A 14,584-nucleotide genomic window follows, 5' to 3' on the forward strand; every position below is an offset into this window, starting at 1 on the left:
ACGTTTACTTATGAAATACTGTTTTCGAGCAGCAGCTCCTTGATCTTATCAAGGACGAGCACCGCATCCTGCCTCTTTATGTCTGCCTCATGCTCTCTGCAGTAGTTGAGAAGCTCTGCAGCCTTTTCTGCCGGTATTATCTCCTTCCGGATGGCTTCTTTTGTCAATCCAAAATAGCTCCTTTCAGTGTAATGTGTCTTTTTGGCAAGTGATATCAGGGCGATGCAGCTTTCTTCATCAATTATATTATTACTGGATGCAGCAAGGAGGGTTTCTCTCATATTCACCATTGGGCTTGAAACAGGTTCGAATGTGTCCGGATTGGTTGCCACCGCAACCTCGTCATCATCTTCAATGATTCCATCCCTGTACCACTCATAAATTCTCCCAACGCCAATCATGCCGTGGACATCAAGTTCACAAGCACGCAGGGCGCCCATGCTGCCTCCGCCCACAACAGTAACTCCTGCATCTATCGCCCGGACTATCTCCTTGTGAGCAACGGCCGCCCTGCTGAAAAACACTCCGTCAATAATGCCAATTAAAGTATAACCTGCCATGACTGCGTTCTCTATATTTCCCCGGAATACGGGAGGCTGGTACTCGACATCGAGTCTCTTCCTTGCATCTTCATGGCTGATGCTCGTACCTGTGAATACTAACGCCTTGCTTGCTTTTGCATTCATTTTCTGACCTGTCGTCTCCAGGGACGCTCATCAGGAGCCATTTTCTGTTTCTTTCCGGCTCTAAGCCTGTTTCCCATGCGCTCTCTGTCGAGGGAGTACATCTCAAAGGCTGGTATGATAACCCTGATAACAGAAACTGGTATATTCTCCCTGGAGAGATCCACGATTATGGCGCTGTCCACGACATGACTGAGTTGCTTGAGGGTAGTTCCGATATTTTCTGCAGGACTGCTTCCCGAAAGGTCTTTTATTTCATCCATCGTGACCTTTTCCCCCTCCTCGTACCAGTACTTGTTCATGCGCCTCACTCTGTCGTAGCCTATCTGTCTCACAAAGCTCTCACGGTCAGTGTCTTCCCTAGCACCGTGTATCTGAACGACCCTTGACTGGGCCGCCTCGGTGAGAGCCCTTTTTACTGCTATCTCGGGTTTCAGGTGGCTCCCTGCCCCCATAACAAGCAATGCCGGGTCCTTCAATCTCAAGTCATCCGTAGCCGCAACAACAGTTGTTATCTCTGTATCATGCGGCAGAATCCATAGTTTAACATCAACATCGTTATCGAGGAACCTTCTCAGCAGTTCATAGTTCTCTCCATCTCCTGCTGTCAGGACTATCTCTTTGCCAGGGAATCTATTAAATTCAGCAGTACTTAAAGCATCTCTCTCAATAACTTCAAGCAATCCATGAAGTATTGCTTCTTCAGGTATGTTGCCGGCAGCAAGTCCATTTGTATTGGACCTGAAAAGTTTCGCTGCCCTGCCAGGTGCGTTATACGGATGGAATATTGCATTTGCCAGAACAGCTACTTCTTGTTTTTTCAACATGTCCCATCCGGTAGTCCACTCTATCAGGTGCTCCGGGGAATATGTTTCGGATAACAGCAGGGTTGCAGGGTCTACTGCCGGGCCCCGGGCAAATGCATTATCAAAAGTATCTATAAAGTACGATGCGGAAATCTCCTCTTTTACATCCTTATTCTGGCCGCTTCTCTCTGCGAGGCATCTCTCATAACTTTCCATCATTGCCGAGATGCGTGCCTGCTTTTCTGTGCTACCTTTGCCTGAATATATGGAAATCGCTCCCTCTGCGGCACTTGGCCTCACCGTTGTGATAACAGGTACCCCTATCCTGTCAAGATCCGTTATGTCGGCAACCCTGGTGACTCCTATCCTGTTGAGGCTGTTTTTTGCCCGCTCAAGGGTGGCTTCTTCTTCGAAGACTCGCTGTGTCCCCCTGATATATAAAAGCGATTTGTCTATAATTATCTCTGGCATGTTTAGGCAAAGTCTCCTGCATGTATTAAATTCTTGCGACAATGTTATCTCTTACTTATTTAAAGGTTAATTCCGATGACTCCTTCTTCTAACAACAACTATATATATATGTTCCACCAATTGTAGTGTTCAATCGGATAGCAACATAAAGTATGCAAAATATATATAAAGTGCTTATCTGGTTAATCTATAAATGAGAGACAGGAGGAATTATGAGAGACCAAAGGAAAAATAAGACCAGATCTGACGATGTCGGCTGTTTTATATCCAATTTCCATACAGTTATCGCCGGGATTTCATCAGATGATCTCAACGACGAGGATATGGATCTCTGCCGCTTCATGGTGGGCGGACTGCAGGCAAAATAGGCCTGCAAAACTATTTTTATTTTCTTGACGTAAGGACTCCTATGTACGATGTCCACTCCATCCGGGAAGACTTTCCAGTGCTTAAAGAAGTTATCTATCTGGATAATGCAGCCACCACACAGACTCCGGTACCTGCGGTCCGGGCTATGGAGGAGTATTTTTTTAAGTATGCAGGTAATCATGGCAGAGGAGCCCACAGGCTTGCCCGTGAGACCACAAACCATTATGAGGATGCAAGGGAATGTGTCGCAGCTTTCCTGAATGCAGATGTAAAAAAGACTATATTCACAAGGAATGCAACAGAAAGCATAAATGTTGTTGCACGAGGTTTTCCCTGGGAGGCTGGCGACCATATGATAGTCACCCTTGTGGAACATCACTCCAATCTTCTTCCCTGGATGCGGCTTAAAGATGAGGGAGTGGACCTCACAATTGTAAAACCAGATATTACCGGTGTTGTTAATCATGGGGACATAAGTTCTGCAATCACCAGCCGTACGCGCTTGATAGCAGTCACTCAGGTGTCCAATGTATTTGGTTCCATACAGGATGTAAGCAAGGTTATCAAAGCCGCTCACGGGGAAGATGTCCAGGTGCTGGTGGACGGGTCCCAGTCTGCAGGGCATATGCCCGTAGACTTAGATTCTATGGCTCCTGATTTCTTTGTGACCCCGGGTCACAAAGGCTTACTGGGGCCACAGGGTACTGGTGTGCTGTATATCAGAGAGCCGGATATGATCGAGCCGTTGTTCCTTGGAGGGGGAATGGTCCGTGCGGTGACCGATTCAGGATATGAGATCGAGGCGAGCCCTGCAAAGTTCGAGGCCGGTACTCCCAATATGCCTGGAGTCATTGGTCTTGGTAGGGCAGTCCAATATGTGAGGGATATCGGGGTGAAGGATATCGAAAGACATGAAGTGCTGCTTGCCCGGGATGCTGCCCGCAGGCTTGCAGGGATAGACGGGGTGGAAGTTTACGGACCAAAAGAGCGGTCATCTGTTGTGCCTTTCAATGTCGCCGGTATGAATGCGCACGATGTTGCCATGATACTTGACCAGACCAGGAAAATATGTGTGCGTAGTGGTTATCATTGTGCTATTCCCGGGATAGGGTTCCTCGGAGTGGATGGCACCGTGAGAGCTTCGTTCGCATTGTACAATACACAGGAAGAAGTTGACCAGCTTGTTGATACTGTCCTCAATATCGCCGCATTCGTTGCGTGAGGCATTGTTGAAAGCTGGCTGTAATGATGAAAGCAAAAAGTTATTATGGGCAGGCTATATTTATATAATTATAAAGCTGGATTACGGAATAGTATTATTTTTATATGCAAAAGAGAGGCTTACAAGTGACCAAGGACGTGCTTCTGTGGGATGAGACTATATTCAGGAATGGTGAGGTTCTTGAGCTGGATTACCTCCCGGAATATTTCGCACACAGGGAATCCCAGTTACAGGCTCTCAAGTTCAGCCTGAAGCCCGCCATGCGTGGAATGAGGCCGGTGAACTGTCTTGTCAAAGGCCCTCCTGGTACCGGGAAGACCACTGCAGTCCAGAAAGTATTCAATGAGATGAAGGAACATACGGATAATGTGGTCTTTGCAAAGATAAACTGCCAGATGGATTCCACACGTTTTGCGGTAGTTTCCCGAATCTACGAAAAACTGGTCAATATCAAACCGCCTACATCAGGTGTCGCTTTCAGAAAACTCTTTGAGAAGGTATTGAAGCATCTTGTGGATTCCAATAAGATACTGGTGGTTGCCCTTGATGACATAAACTATCTTTTCCATGAAGGGCATGCAGATGAAGTGATGTATTCGCTGCTGCGGGCCCATGAACAGTACCCAGGTGCAAGGGTTTCTGTAATTGCTATTATTAGTGATGTGGGCACTTCTTACAATTTCGATCCCCGGGTAGGCTCTGTATTTTTACCGGAAGAGGTAAATTTCCCTCGATACGGTCCGGGTGAGATAGGGGATATTATCCGTAACAGGGTACAACATGCATTTTATCAGAACGTAGTGCCGGATGAAGTGCATGAGCGCATAGTGGAACATGTGAGTGCTACAGGCGATCTGAGGGTAGGTATCGATCTGCTCAAGCGTTCGGGATTGAATGCAGAGCGCAGGGCAAGCCGCACTATCTCTGTTGAGGATGTTGAAAAAGCCTATGATGCGTCCCGCCTAACATATCTCTGCCGCAGCATTCGCTCTCTTACCGAACATGAGAGGACTTTACTTGGTCTGATAGCAAAGGGAGGGGACCTGCAGGCCGGGGACCTTTACAAGTCCTTCCATGAAATCACAGGACTTGGATATACGCGCTTTTATGAGATCATCGAAAAGATGAACTCCTCTCAGTTCCTGGATGCAGACTTCTCGGGCAAGGGCATGCGTGGCAGAACGCGGGTTATAAAAGCAAGATACAACTCTCAGGATATCCTGAAGTGTCTTGAACATTAATTCATTGGAGTTTTGTTTCTAAGCCATGCTGAGCTCGAGTTTATGCTTTATTTTCTCCCAGCCCGGCATCAATGAATCAAGCATCCTGTAATAATCGGGACTATGATCATGATACTTTAAATGGCATAGCTCATGGATAACAACATAATCAATGCATTGTTTAGGAACCTTGACAAGTTCCGTGTTCAATGTCATAGTACCTTTTTCAGACAGGCTTCCCCATCTTTTTTTCATGTGTTTTACAGAAATTGAAGGTTTGCCAAAGCCCAAAAACTTAAATTTTGGCCAACATCTTTCAATACTTTCGGCAAACTGAATATTTGCCTTCTCTGAATACCATTTTTTCATAAGTCGTTTTACCAATTCCGGCTTAAGTTCATCTCTGCAAGTGATCTGAAAAACTCCCCTGGAAAGTTTGACGCTATTTTTCTGTCCCTTGATAACTTTTAAACGATATTGTTTTCCAAGATACAGATGTGTCTCTCCACTGATGTAAAGTCGCTCTGGTGTTTTTGGAGTGAACTGCCGGAAATAATCCACCTGTTTTAAGATCCACCGCGCTCTTTTATGTATCTTTTTCTCAATTAGTGAAATTTCAGAGCCAGCCGGCGCTTTAATAATTACAGTACTGTCTGGATGGACTGCGATTTCCAGTGTTTTCCTTTTTGCGTAAATTAGCCGGTATTCAATTGTTTTCTGACCGTAGATAAATGACCTGTTTTCGCAATTTGTTGCCCCGGTCATCTATAGCTCCTGTGCTTTGCAACCTGCAGGACTTTTTCGATAATCCTGTCCATTTGTTCGGGTGATAGATCGATACCTTTTCCGTTCTTTAGTTCATCGTAGAAATAGTCGTCAATTTCATTTTCAGTCTGTTTTTGAGCATCTTCATCATCCCAGAAATTGACCTTGCTGTGTTTTTTAATGATTGCATGAATGGCTACAGCCGTATCGGCGGTAATAGCTTCAAGCTCCTTCCCGTCGGGTCCATGGTTTTTAATAAGTGGTTTTATCACTCCGTAGTAAGCCATAGCATCTTCATTATCAGTCAGCTGAGGTGGCACTTCATCATGTACTTTTCCAACGACTTTATTCCGGATATCTGTGACTTTATTCAAATAGTCCATATCTGAGATTCTCTTTGCTCTGAAATCTTCTATGGCCTGCTGGATGAGCTTTGAGAACTTTTCATAGAATGCGGGGTCTGTGTCCATTTTCTCAATGATTACTTTTTTGGTTGCATGTGCTATGGTGTCAGCTCGGGAGGAAGCAGTCTTTTTTGTTTCGTATATTCCATGTTCTTCCTTTATCTGATCGAACATTTCATCATCGAAAATATTGACGGGCTTGTTGAGCTGTATCACTTCATTCGCCTGTATGTGGGTGTCCAGAAGCTTCTTAATTCTTGGCTCGTAATCCCTGTAATCGATTGCTTCGGCATATCGCAGTTTGACTGAATTTTTCAGAGACTGGAACTTTCGCAGGTCGGCTTTGTATCTGGATAGTGTCTGTTCGTCAATTTCTGATAGAAAGCGGTCGGAAGACAGGGCAATTGCGAGGTTTCTGGAATACTCGGAAAGGCGGGCGTAGAATTCTTCCCTGAGCTGTTCGTCTGCCAGCAGAAGTTCGTATTCTTCCTCATCATAGGCATGTTTTACTGTTTTGAAGAGGTCCCATAGGTCAGAGTATCTGCCTGGCAGTTTTTCGATTTCCCTGTTTATCGAACTGAGTGTGCCTGCAAGGTCCGACTCGTCGAAGCCTCCAAATGCATTGTACATGGTCAGTGCTTTGTCCAGTTCTCCGAGTATGCTTGCATAATCTACGATGAAGCCAAACTCTTTCCCCTCGTGAATGCGGTTGACCCTTGCGATTGCCTGAAGCAGGGTGTGCTCTCTTAATACTCTGCACAGATACAACACGGTATTTTTCGGAGCGTCAAATCCTGTCAGGAGTTTGCTTACCACTATCAGTATTTCCGGATCGCTGCCGTGTTTGAACTGGTTGATAAGCTGTTTTGTGTATTCTTCCTCGCTCCCGTAACGTCTCATCATTTTTTGCCAGAACTTGACAACCTCGTCGGTTGCTTCGTCATCGGTCTCATCGTAACTTTCACGCATGTCCGGCGGGGAAATGACGACCTCTGATGAAATTATGCCTATTTCGTTCAGGTAATTGTGGTATCTCAGGGCGGCAGGCTTGCTGGGAGCGACAAGCTGGGCTTTGAACCCGGTCCCCTGCCAGTTTGCACGGTAATGCTCGCTGATATCGAACGCCCTCATGTAGATGACCTGATCGGCTTTGTTCAGCATTTCCGCCCTGGCATATTTGCGTTTGAGGTCGGCTTTCTGTTGGTCAGTGAGTCCCTGAGTATGGCGCTCGAACCAGAGATCGACTGCTGCCTGGTTCTGTGTCATTTCCACATGCCTTCCTTCATAAAGGAGTGGCACTACAGCACCGTCCTCAACGGCCTGTGTAATGGAGTAGTGAGGTTCAAGCAGTCCGCCGAACTTGGTGAAGCTGTTCTTTTCCTTTTTCATCAGGGGGGTTCCCGTGAATCCCAAATAGCATGCATTGGGGAACATCTGCCTCATGCGTGCGGAAAACGATCCGAATTGGGTGCGGTGACTTTCATCGACCAGCACGAAGATGTCAGGCGAGTCATCCTGATATTTCCCGGCGGCATAGGCTTTGTCAAATTTGTGGATCAGAGTGGTTATGATGCATGACTGTTTTTCAGTGATAAGCTCCAGAAGGTTGCGCCCGGAGGTGGCACGTTCGACTTCAAGGCCGCAGGCTGCAAATGTGTTGCCGAGCTGCTTATCCAGATCGTCCCTGTCTGTTACCAGCACTATCCGGGGATTTACTATTTCGGGGTCAAGGGCAAGAGTTCTTGCCAGCATGACCATTGTCAGGGATTTGCCTGATCCCTGTGTGTGCCAGATGATTCCGCCTTTGCGCGATCCGTCTTCGTTGAATTGTTTTATGCGCCTGAGGGTTGATCTTGTTACAAAATACTGCTGATACCTGGCGATCTTCTTGATGCCTGCATCAAATACGGTGGATTTCCATGCCAGCTCCAGCAACCTTTCAGGACGACAGAGTGAATATATCGACCTGTCCTGTTCGGTGACGAGGCGTTCTTTTTCCAGTATTTCGGGTTCTGCGTTGAGGGTGGTTAATATTCTGGAGATGATATCTTTTTTCAGCGGCTTGCTGACCAGCTCCTGCAGTTTTTCAAACTCCTGGGTTCCTGCCTGCGTCTGTTTTTCTTTCCAGATGCTCCAGAACTTTACAGCACTTCCGACTGTTGCATACATAGCACTGTTCTTGTTTATGGCGAGAAGCAGCTGGGCATAAGTGAAGAGTTTTGGAATGTGTTCATCTGTCTGGTTCCTGATGGATTGTGATACGGCCTGCCCGATATCCACCTGCGGGGCCTTGCATTCTATTACGCAGAAAGGAATTCCGTTGACAAATAGCACGATATCCGGGCGCACGGTCTCGGTGCTTCTGGAGCGCTGGACGCTGTACTCAACGGTTACATGGAAGCTGTTCTTCTCGGGGTTGCGCCAGTCGATGTAGTTCAGGTTAAAGCTTTTGGAGTTGCCTTCGATGGCCTGCTCCATTGCCGTCCCGAGGGTCAGGAGGTCATATACCATTTCATTGGTCTTCAGCAGTCCGTCATACCTGATGTTCTTCAGCTTCTCGATGGCAGACTGGATGTTCTCTTCGCTGAACAGGTACTCATTTCCCCTGTACTGGATGCGGTTTATTCTCTTCAGCTGGCTGCGCAGGATGCTCTCAAGGAGTACATTGGACGTGCGGCCCTGCCTTTCCTTCAGCGCCTCGCCCGGACTTAAATACTCATAACCCAGGTTTATGAGAAGCTGTACTGCCGGAATATGGGAAAGGGCCTTTTCGTTTGTCTCGAATGTATCCATGTTTTTTCCTCCTTATTCTGCATCCTTGTTTTCAAAGTATTCTGACCAGAGACGTGACAGCTCGTCGCCGTATCCCCAGCCAACATTCTTTGCTTTTAACATGACCTCATGCAGGCTTTCCCTCAGAAGTGTAATGTCGTGCCCCTGCTTTTGCGCAGCAAGAACCCATTTTGCAGCGTCTTCATAGAAATCTTCCATTGAAATGTAGTAGTCTTGGTCAATATCTCCCAGTTCATCGGTAATCCTGTGCCCCTGTACCACCGTATGCACATAAACGTCCGCCCTGATAATCGGATCATCGGTGGCCTTCTCAAGATACCGGATAATGCGCCCCGCCTCTTTAAGGTCCCAGTCTTTCGTTCCCCGCATATTGTAACTCAGGGCACGGGATATTTTCTTCTTATACTTCTCCACTTCAATATCTTCGGCATCTGCAAGCGCCGACCTGACAAAGAGCTTATTGTCAGCAGACAGTTCCATCATGTCCTTCACCAGGGCGATAAGTTCTGTTTTTTCCAGGGAATTCAGCCTTCTTCTTGCCATAGTCACGCCCCGGAATACTGTCTGATTATCTCTTTCTTCACCCGCCACTCGCCCGTAAGCATCTTCTGCATCAGGCCGCGTTTCTGAGTTTTGTATCTCTCTGCCAGTTGTTTGAGCAGGTCGATTTCTTGTTTTGCCGTGAATACATATTCAGAGGCGGTTTTTTGAGCTTCTTTGTCTAAAGGCAGATACAGTTTCTTACTAAGGAATGTTTTATTTGTGATTGCGATAGTGTTTTTTGCTCATTTTTGAATAATCGGAAACAAATAATTCCTCGCTCGTGTTGGTGAACTGAAGTAAAAATCGATCATCACCCCTAATGAAAAATCAATAGGAGTAAACACTCCGTAGAGTGGAGAAACGATGACATCTTCTCTTGTATGACTTTGTTTAACTATGCCAAATGGAAAATCTCCTGTAGGACTCTTTGTATAAACAATGTCTCCGTAGTGAACTTGATTATAATGTCCTGTATTCGTTGCAGAAACCGATCTACCTAAGTGTTCAACTTGGTTAACAAGACCTTTATTGATTGAAACAGAATAAACTTCTTCATCCCCATTGCTTTTGTTCTGATGTTCTGTGAGAATATCTTTCAGTGCAATTTGTTTCCAACCATCGAGTTTTCCTTCATTTTTTAGATCAAAGAGTTCTTTTCCATAAGCATTCAGTCGTTTTTCCTTCGCCCGAATCAGCCTTTCAGTTTTCTCGATGGCTTCATCCCATGTGAAGAGTAGGTCAGCAATGGCTTTTTGTTCAGGGAGGGGAGGAATTACATGTTTAATTTTTATAAAGTCATTGAAATATAATCGTAATCTATCTCCTGTTAAACCGTAGGAGTATGCCCAAAAGAAATAGATCATTCTTGGAGATTTAAACAAGTAAAAGGCAAATTTAGAGTCAACGCGATCTGTAGGGGATAGTACCACATATGCAGGACTTACCAATCCGTCATAATCGGCCAGTCCAAATGCTCCCTGCCACATGCGCATCGTATTATATGCTAAATCACCTTTGCGAATTAGCAAATGCTCCTGCGGAGAAAGGTTTGTATCTGTTTTCTTTTCAGTTGAAGAACGATCTACTAAACCATTGTTTATGGTGACGGATAAAGTGGGTAATCCTTCAATTCCTTTCTCTTTTCGGGATGAGAATAGCTCTCCCAAATGGTGCATTTCCCATCCATCAGGCAATATAATTTTTCCGGTAATCATCTGAATCATCCTTAAAACTTCGGGGGTAACTTCAGGGGTAACATAGGGGGTGACTTCGGGGGTATGCAGTTTCGCTTTTCAATACCGTAGACAGCATTGATAGCCCTGTTCTGTAAAGGCGTAAGGTAAATAGTGCCATCCTTCGCGTTCCGAACTTGAGGTAACAATCTGTGACCTCAAAACCTTATATTCTTCCGCAGTTAACTGGAATCTAAAATCAGAGTTATTGTTTCCTGAACCGGTAGCAAACTGCGACCAGCTTAATTGTCGTGCCAGTGGAACGATAATCTTATTATCAGGGGACGATTCAGCAAACAGCATCATGCACCTCAGGTTTCTGGTTTCAGCATAATTCGTTAACGTGTTAATCTGATTCTGACTCATGATTCCAATTCCGGATTTTGTGATTTTGTTTGAGGTAATTTCATCAAATCTTCCGTACCTGTTATTCCTCATACTTTGGATTGTTTGGCAAATCCTTGATCATTCTGTCAAAATCTGATTCAAACATCTGATCCTGCACAATGCGGTATTTTTGGAACTCACTTTCAGCATATTCTTTAGCAGCATTGGAAGTTATTTTTCCACTGTCATGAAGAATATCCCGATCATCAAACTCAAGGAACTTATCCAGACGTTTAGCCCAATCTTCCATTGTCATTGGTATTCTTCTTCGTGCCCTTTCCTCTGCCAGATCCAGATAGGCGTTAACGATACGTCCTAATGATTCCAGTTCACCTTTTGCAAGATAATTTTTCGCAACTGAAACATCGCTTTTCAAAATCTTACCATCTGGTGCATTTTCCCAGGTACTAAGCCCCATGTTAGTTTTAGTACTGTCTGCTCTCTCCACAATAAGTTCGGCTGCTGTGTGTCCATGTATGGCAAAATGCAACTTGTTCTGTACTCTTGCAAAAAATGCCTTAGTTGTAGGTGCATTCTTATTGTAGTCCACACTGGTGGCGTAAATATCTGTAATTTTCTGGTAAAACCTGCGCTCACTGAGTCTGATCTCTCGAATTTCCTCAAGAAGATGCTCAAAATAATCTTCGTTAAGGAAGGAACCATTTTCCATACGCTTCTTATCCAGCACATAGCCCTTGATGGCAAAGTCGTGCAAAACTCTCGTAGCCCATTGACGAAACTGTGTTGCACGTATCGAATTAACCCTGTATCCTACAGAAATTATAGCGTCAAGATTGTAAAAATCGACCGATCTTTTGACTTCTCTTGAACCTTCAGTTTGAACTATCTGGAATTTCCGGATGGTTTCATTTTTATTAATCTCAGACTGTTTGTAGCAATTTATCAAATGCTCACTTATTGTTTTGATACTCACTTCAAACAAAGTTGCAATCATTTTCTGGGATAGCCAGATAGTCTCATCTTCGTATCTCACTTCAATGCTCTGTTCGCCAGCCTGCCCTGTAAAGATGAGAAATTCCGCAGTGCTGTTGCGGATTAATTTTTTACTACTCTCGCTCATCGCTGAATCTCCTTCAGCTTCTCAGCCATCTTTATCCGAACCTCTGCCAGCTCCCTTTCCAGCTCGTCGATCTCTCTCTGGACAACATCGATATCGATCTCCTCTTCTTCCTCGAAGGTGTCCACATAGCGGGGGATATTCAGGTTGAAGTCGTTCTCCTTGATCTCTCCAAAATCTGCCGTATGGGCATACTTATCCACATCCTTCCTGGAATCGTACACTTCCATGATCCTTGCCAGATGCTCGTCCGAAAGCGTGTTCTGGTTCTTCCCGGACCTAAATTCCCGGCTGGCATCGATGAAGAGCACACCCTTGCAGTCCTCCCTGGCTCCTCCATTTTCCCGTGAGCGGTCAAATACCAGGATGGCTACGGGAATATTGGTGGTGGGGAACAGGTTTCCCGGAAGGCCGATAACTGCGTCAAGCAAATTTTCCTCGATCATCTTCCGGCGGATCTGGCCCTCCTGAGCTCCCCTGAATAAAACTCCGTGGGGCACAACCACAGCCACACGTCCCTCCTTTTCCAGTGCGATTTCAACCATGTGGCTGATGAATGCCCAGTCTCCCTTGCTTTTTGGGGGGACGCCACGCCAGAAACGGTTGTACTGGTCGCTTTCCGCATTCTCGGCACCCCACTTGTCCAGTGAGAAGGGCGGATTGGCAACAACACAATTGAACTTCATCAGGCGGTCATTCTCCACCAGAAGCGGGCTGTTCAGCGTATCACACCACTCAATGCGGGCACTGTCAAAACTGTGCAGGAACATATTCATCCGGCATAGTGCCCAGGTACTGCCATTCGACTCCTGCCCGAAAAGAGCAAAATCCCGGCTACTTATCTGTCTGGCAGCTTGGACCAGAAGGCCGCCGGAGCCACATGCAGGGTCACATATACGATCTCCCGGTTTTGGCCTGGCAAGCCTGGCAACAAGTTCCGTAACCTTTGGCGGGGTAAAGAACTCCCCTGCCTTCTTACCGGAATCCGAAGCAAAGCGCTCTATCAGGTATATGTAGGTGTTCCCGATCACATCCTCCGAAACAAGGCTTGGCTTCATATTCAGCTGTGGTTTGTGGAAGTCTTCCAGAAGCTGCTTCAGGCGCCTGTTCCTGTCCTTTGTTTTTCCCAGGTTTGCCTCGCTGTTAAAGTCAATGTTGCGGAAAACTCCCTCAAGCTTACTCTTGTTTGACTCTTCAATATGGTCGAGCACAATATTGATCAACTCGCCGATGTTTGCGGCAGCCCTGCGGTCATAGAGGCTGTAATAGGTGGCAGGAAACTCATCCAGCAATGTTTCTTCGCCTGTCTTCTCATCGGTTTCGATCAACCTTACAACCGGAAGAACAAACCGCTCACGTTCCAGCTTGCGTCTTATACGCTCATCATCGTCTCCATATTGCTCCCGGTATGATTCGTAATGGTCCTGCCACACATCGGATATGTATTTCAGGAACAGCATAACAAGAATGTAATCCTTGTATTGTGCCGGGTCAACAACTCCCCTGAACGTGTCGCACGCCGCCCAGGCTGCATTGTTGATATCTTTCTGGTCAACTTGTTTCATCATTTTGATCCTCTTTTGCAAGCTGCATTAACAGTACGGAAATGTATCTCCCTCGTTTTTCAGCCAGTGCGCTCAATATCATCCGCTCCCCGGCGGATAATGCTGCCAGCTCGACAATATTATTCTGCATTTTCAAAGAAGGCAGGTGAACAGGCATCTCTTCCAGCTCTTTGCTCCTTATCATGTTAACAGATGTTCCTGCCTGCACGGAAGTCAGATAGCGCTGTGCATCCGCTTGGCTGATGTACCAGTTCAGGTACTCCGGAAGAACATTTTTAAAATTTGTAATTCTGATTCTTAGCAGGGGTGCAGCAATAACAGATTTTCCAGGATTATCACGGATAACTGCAGAAGTATTTACTTGGCCCCTGGACCTGAAAACCAAGTCCCCTCTCCGGACAAAATGCTGCTCTTTCAGATTATGCATATCGATTCTCATCAACCCACTGAAGTCCACACTGTTGTCATCAAGCAGGTCCTTCATCTGGATGACTGCAATATTTCCGTTTTCAGAGGCTTCAAGCCGGGACCTGAATGAGTACCCCATTTGCACTGTTGCTATATCACTAATTATTGCCGTGCTCACATATTGCAGTAATGCCATTTCTGTATATTAAACTGTTGTTAAGTAATTTCTAAAATTGCAGCTATACAATTATCTCGATTTACGGTTCATTCACTCTGCATCAGGACTTCCTACGGATTATGGTTCTGTAGAAACTATTAAAATCAATAACTATAATCCAAATTTGGCAAAAACAATCCCCATCATGTATCATATTTAAGAGTTCTGTGTGTACTCTTAATTATTTGATTATAAGGGGGTTTCATTTAGGGCCTTGGGACGCGTAGGATGCCAGTTAGATTCACTAACGTTAGATTGAAAAAGGCAAACATGTTTAACTGGTGATGAGACAAAATCATCATTTAACCTAAATGTAATTAAAAATGCTATAATGGCGTAAACATATTTAGTATAAATTTAGTATAAAAAAAGGATGCAGCGCAGAACTATTCTGCGCCCTGTATATTTTCAGTTTCCTGAT

Annotated in this window: 13 protein-coding genes; 3 read left to right on the forward strand and 10 right to left on the reverse strand. The window is 45.5% G+C overall.

Annotated features, from left to right (window positions below):
* Positions 1 to 8: 8 nt before the first annotated feature.
* Both QZZ22_RS05570 and QZZ22_RS05575 read right to left on the reverse strand, forming a co-directional pair.
* Positions 9 to 686 carry a TfuA-related McrA-glycine thioamidation protein gene (locus QZZ22_RS05570; protein ID WP_292463297.1) on the reverse strand — a complete coding sequence of 226 codons (678 nt, stop codon included), beginning with the start codon at positions 684 to 686 and terminating at the stop codon, positions 9 to 11.
* Positions 683 to 1,960, reverse strand: a complete 1,278-nt coding sequence (locus QZZ22_RS05575; protein ID WP_292463298.1) for a YcaO-related McrA-glycine thioamidation protein — start codon at positions 1,958 to 1,960, stop codon at positions 683 to 685. The genes QZZ22_RS05570 and QZZ22_RS05575 overlap by 4 nt, the downstream gene beginning before the upstream one ends.
* A 212-nt stretch (positions 1,961 to 2,172) precedes the next feature.
* Between QZZ22_RS05575 and QZZ22_RS05580 the strand changes: the two genes are divergently transcribed.
* The 3 genes from QZZ22_RS05580 to QZZ22_RS05590 all read left to right on the forward strand — a co-directional run bounded on the left by QZZ22_RS05580 (position 2,173) and on the right by QZZ22_RS05590 (position 4,792).
* Positions 2,173 to 2,328 (forward strand): hypothetical protein, encoded by a 156-nt coding sequence (locus QZZ22_RS05580; RefSeq protein WP_292463299.1) that lies wholly within the window; start codon positions 2,173 to 2,175, stop codon positions 2,326 to 2,328.
* Positions 2,329 to 2,369: 41 nt separating this feature from the next.
* Positions 2,370 to 3,551 (forward strand): cysteine desulfurase, encoded by a 1,182-nt coding sequence (locus QZZ22_RS05585; RefSeq protein WP_292463300.1) that lies wholly within the window; start codon positions 2,370 to 2,372, stop codon positions 3,549 to 3,551.
* A 125-nt stretch (positions 3,552 to 3,676) separates the two neighbouring features.
* The gene (locus QZZ22_RS05590; RefSeq protein WP_292463301.1) at positions 3,677 to 4,792 is read left to right on the forward strand and encodes an ORC1-type DNA replication protein; all 1,116 of its coding nucleotides are present in this window, start codon (positions 3,677 to 3,679) and stop codon (positions 4,790 to 4,792) included.
* 18 nt (positions 4,793 to 4,810) lie between these two features.
* On the opposite strand, the gene QZZ22_RS05595 is transcribed toward QZZ22_RS05590, so the two are convergent.
* The 8 genes from QZZ22_RS05595 to QZZ22_RS05625 all read right to left on the reverse strand — a co-directional run bounded on the left by QZZ22_RS05595 (position 4,811) and on the right by QZZ22_RS05625 (position 14,124).
* Entirely contained in the window at positions 4,811 to 5,536 is a 726-nt protein-coding gene (locus QZZ22_RS05595) for a SprT family zinc-dependent metalloprotease (RefSeq protein ID WP_292463302.1), read from the reverse strand.
* Positions 5,533 to 8,733, reverse strand: coding sequence for a type I restriction endonuclease subunit R (locus QZZ22_RS05600; protein ID WP_292463304.1), 3,201 nt, complete (start codon positions 8,731 to 8,733; stop codon positions 5,533 to 5,535). Before QZZ22_RS05600 ends, QZZ22_RS05595 begins: the two co-directional genes overlap by 4 nt.
* A 12-nt stretch (positions 8,734 to 8,745) precedes the next feature.
* On the reverse strand, positions 8,746 to 9,276 hold the full coding sequence (locus QZZ22_RS05605) for a hypothetical protein (protein WP_292463305.1): 531 nt from the start codon (positions 9,274 to 9,276) through the stop codon (positions 8,746 to 8,748).
* Between the two features lie 242 nt (positions 9,277 to 9,518).
* Positions 9,519 to 10,499, reverse strand: coding sequence for a restriction endonuclease subunit S (locus QZZ22_RS05610; protein WP_292463306.1), 981 nt, complete (start codon positions 10,497 to 10,499; stop codon positions 9,519 to 9,521).
* A 69-nt stretch (positions 10,500 to 10,568) separates the two neighbouring features.
* Positions 10,569 to 10,946 (reverse strand): ORF6N domain-containing protein, encoded by a 378-nt coding sequence (locus QZZ22_RS14070; RefSeq protein ID WP_342765081.1) that lies wholly within the window; start codon positions 10,944 to 10,946, stop codon positions 10,569 to 10,571.
* Positions 10,936 to 11,976, reverse strand: coding sequence for a virulence RhuM family protein (locus tag QZZ22_RS05615; RefSeq protein WP_292463307.1), 1,041 nt, complete (start codon positions 11,974 to 11,976; stop codon positions 10,936 to 10,938). The genes QZZ22_RS14070 and QZZ22_RS05615 overlap by 11 nt, the downstream gene beginning before the upstream one ends.
* The gene (locus QZZ22_RS05620) at positions 11,973 to 13,541 is read right to left on the reverse strand and encodes a type I restriction-modification system subunit M (protein WP_292463308.1); all 1,569 of its coding nucleotides are present in this window, start codon (positions 13,539 to 13,541) and stop codon (positions 11,973 to 11,975) included. The genes QZZ22_RS05615 and QZZ22_RS05620 overlap by 4 nt, the downstream gene beginning before the upstream one ends.
* Positions 13,525 to 14,124 (reverse strand): restriction endonuclease subunit S, encoded by a 600-nt coding sequence (locus QZZ22_RS05625; RefSeq protein ID WP_292463310.1) that lies wholly within the window; start codon positions 14,122 to 14,124, stop codon positions 13,525 to 13,527. Before QZZ22_RS05625 ends, QZZ22_RS05620 begins: the two co-directional genes overlap by 17 nt.
* Positions 14,125 to 14,584 lie beyond the last annotated feature (460 nt).

The organism is Methanolobus sp. (genome assembly GCF_016278365.1).
GTDB lineage: Archaea > Halobacteriota > Methanosarcinia > Methanosarcinales > Methanosarcinaceae > Methanolobus.

What these genes read in the sequence shown, in the direction of transcription:
- QZZ22_RS05570 (WP_292463297.1), bottom strand. Translation starts at nt 686, where the DNA reads ATGAATGCAAAAGCAAGCAAGGCGTTAGTATTCACAGGTACGAGCATC.
- QZZ22_RS05575 (WP_292463298.1), bottom strand. Translation starts at nt 1,960, where the DNA reads ATGCCAGAGATAATTATAGACAAATCGCTTTTATATATCAGGGGGACA.
- QZZ22_RS05580 (WP_292463299.1), top strand. Translation starts at nt 2,173, where the DNA reads ATGAGAGACCAAAGGAAAAATAAGACCAGATCTGACGATGTCGGCTGT.
- QZZ22_RS05585 (WP_292463300.1), top strand. Translation starts at nt 2,370, where the DNA reads ATGTACGATGTCCACTCCATCCGGGAAGACTTTCCAGTGCTTAAAGAA.
- QZZ22_RS05595 (WP_292463302.1), bottom strand. Translation starts at nt 5,536, where the DNA reads ATGACCGGGGCAACAAATTGCGAAAACAGGTCATTTATCTACGGTCAG.
- QZZ22_RS05600 (WP_292463304.1), bottom strand. Translation starts at nt 8,733, where the DNA reads ATGGATACATTCGAGACAAACGAAAAGGCCCTTTCCCATATTCCGGCA.
- QZZ22_RS05605 (WP_292463305.1), bottom strand. Translation starts at nt 9,276, where the DNA reads ATGGCAAGAAGAAGGCTGAATTCCCTGGAAAAAACAGAACTTATCGCC.
- QZZ22_RS05610 (WP_292463306.1), bottom strand. Translation starts at nt 10,499, where the DNA reads ATGATTCAGATGATTACCGGAAAAATTATATTGCCTGATGGATGGGAA.
- QZZ22_RS14070 (WP_342765081.1), bottom strand. Translation starts at nt 10,946, where the DNA reads ATGAGGAATAACAGGTACGGAAGATTTGATGAAATTACCTCAAACAAA.
- QZZ22_RS05615 (WP_292463307.1), bottom strand. Translation starts at nt 11,976, where the DNA reads ATGAGCGAGAGTAGTAAAAAATTAATCCGCAACAGCACTGCGGAATTT.
- QZZ22_RS05620 (WP_292463308.1), bottom strand. Translation starts at nt 13,541, where the DNA reads ATGATGAAACAAGTTGACCAGAAAGATATCAACAATGCAGCCTGGGCG.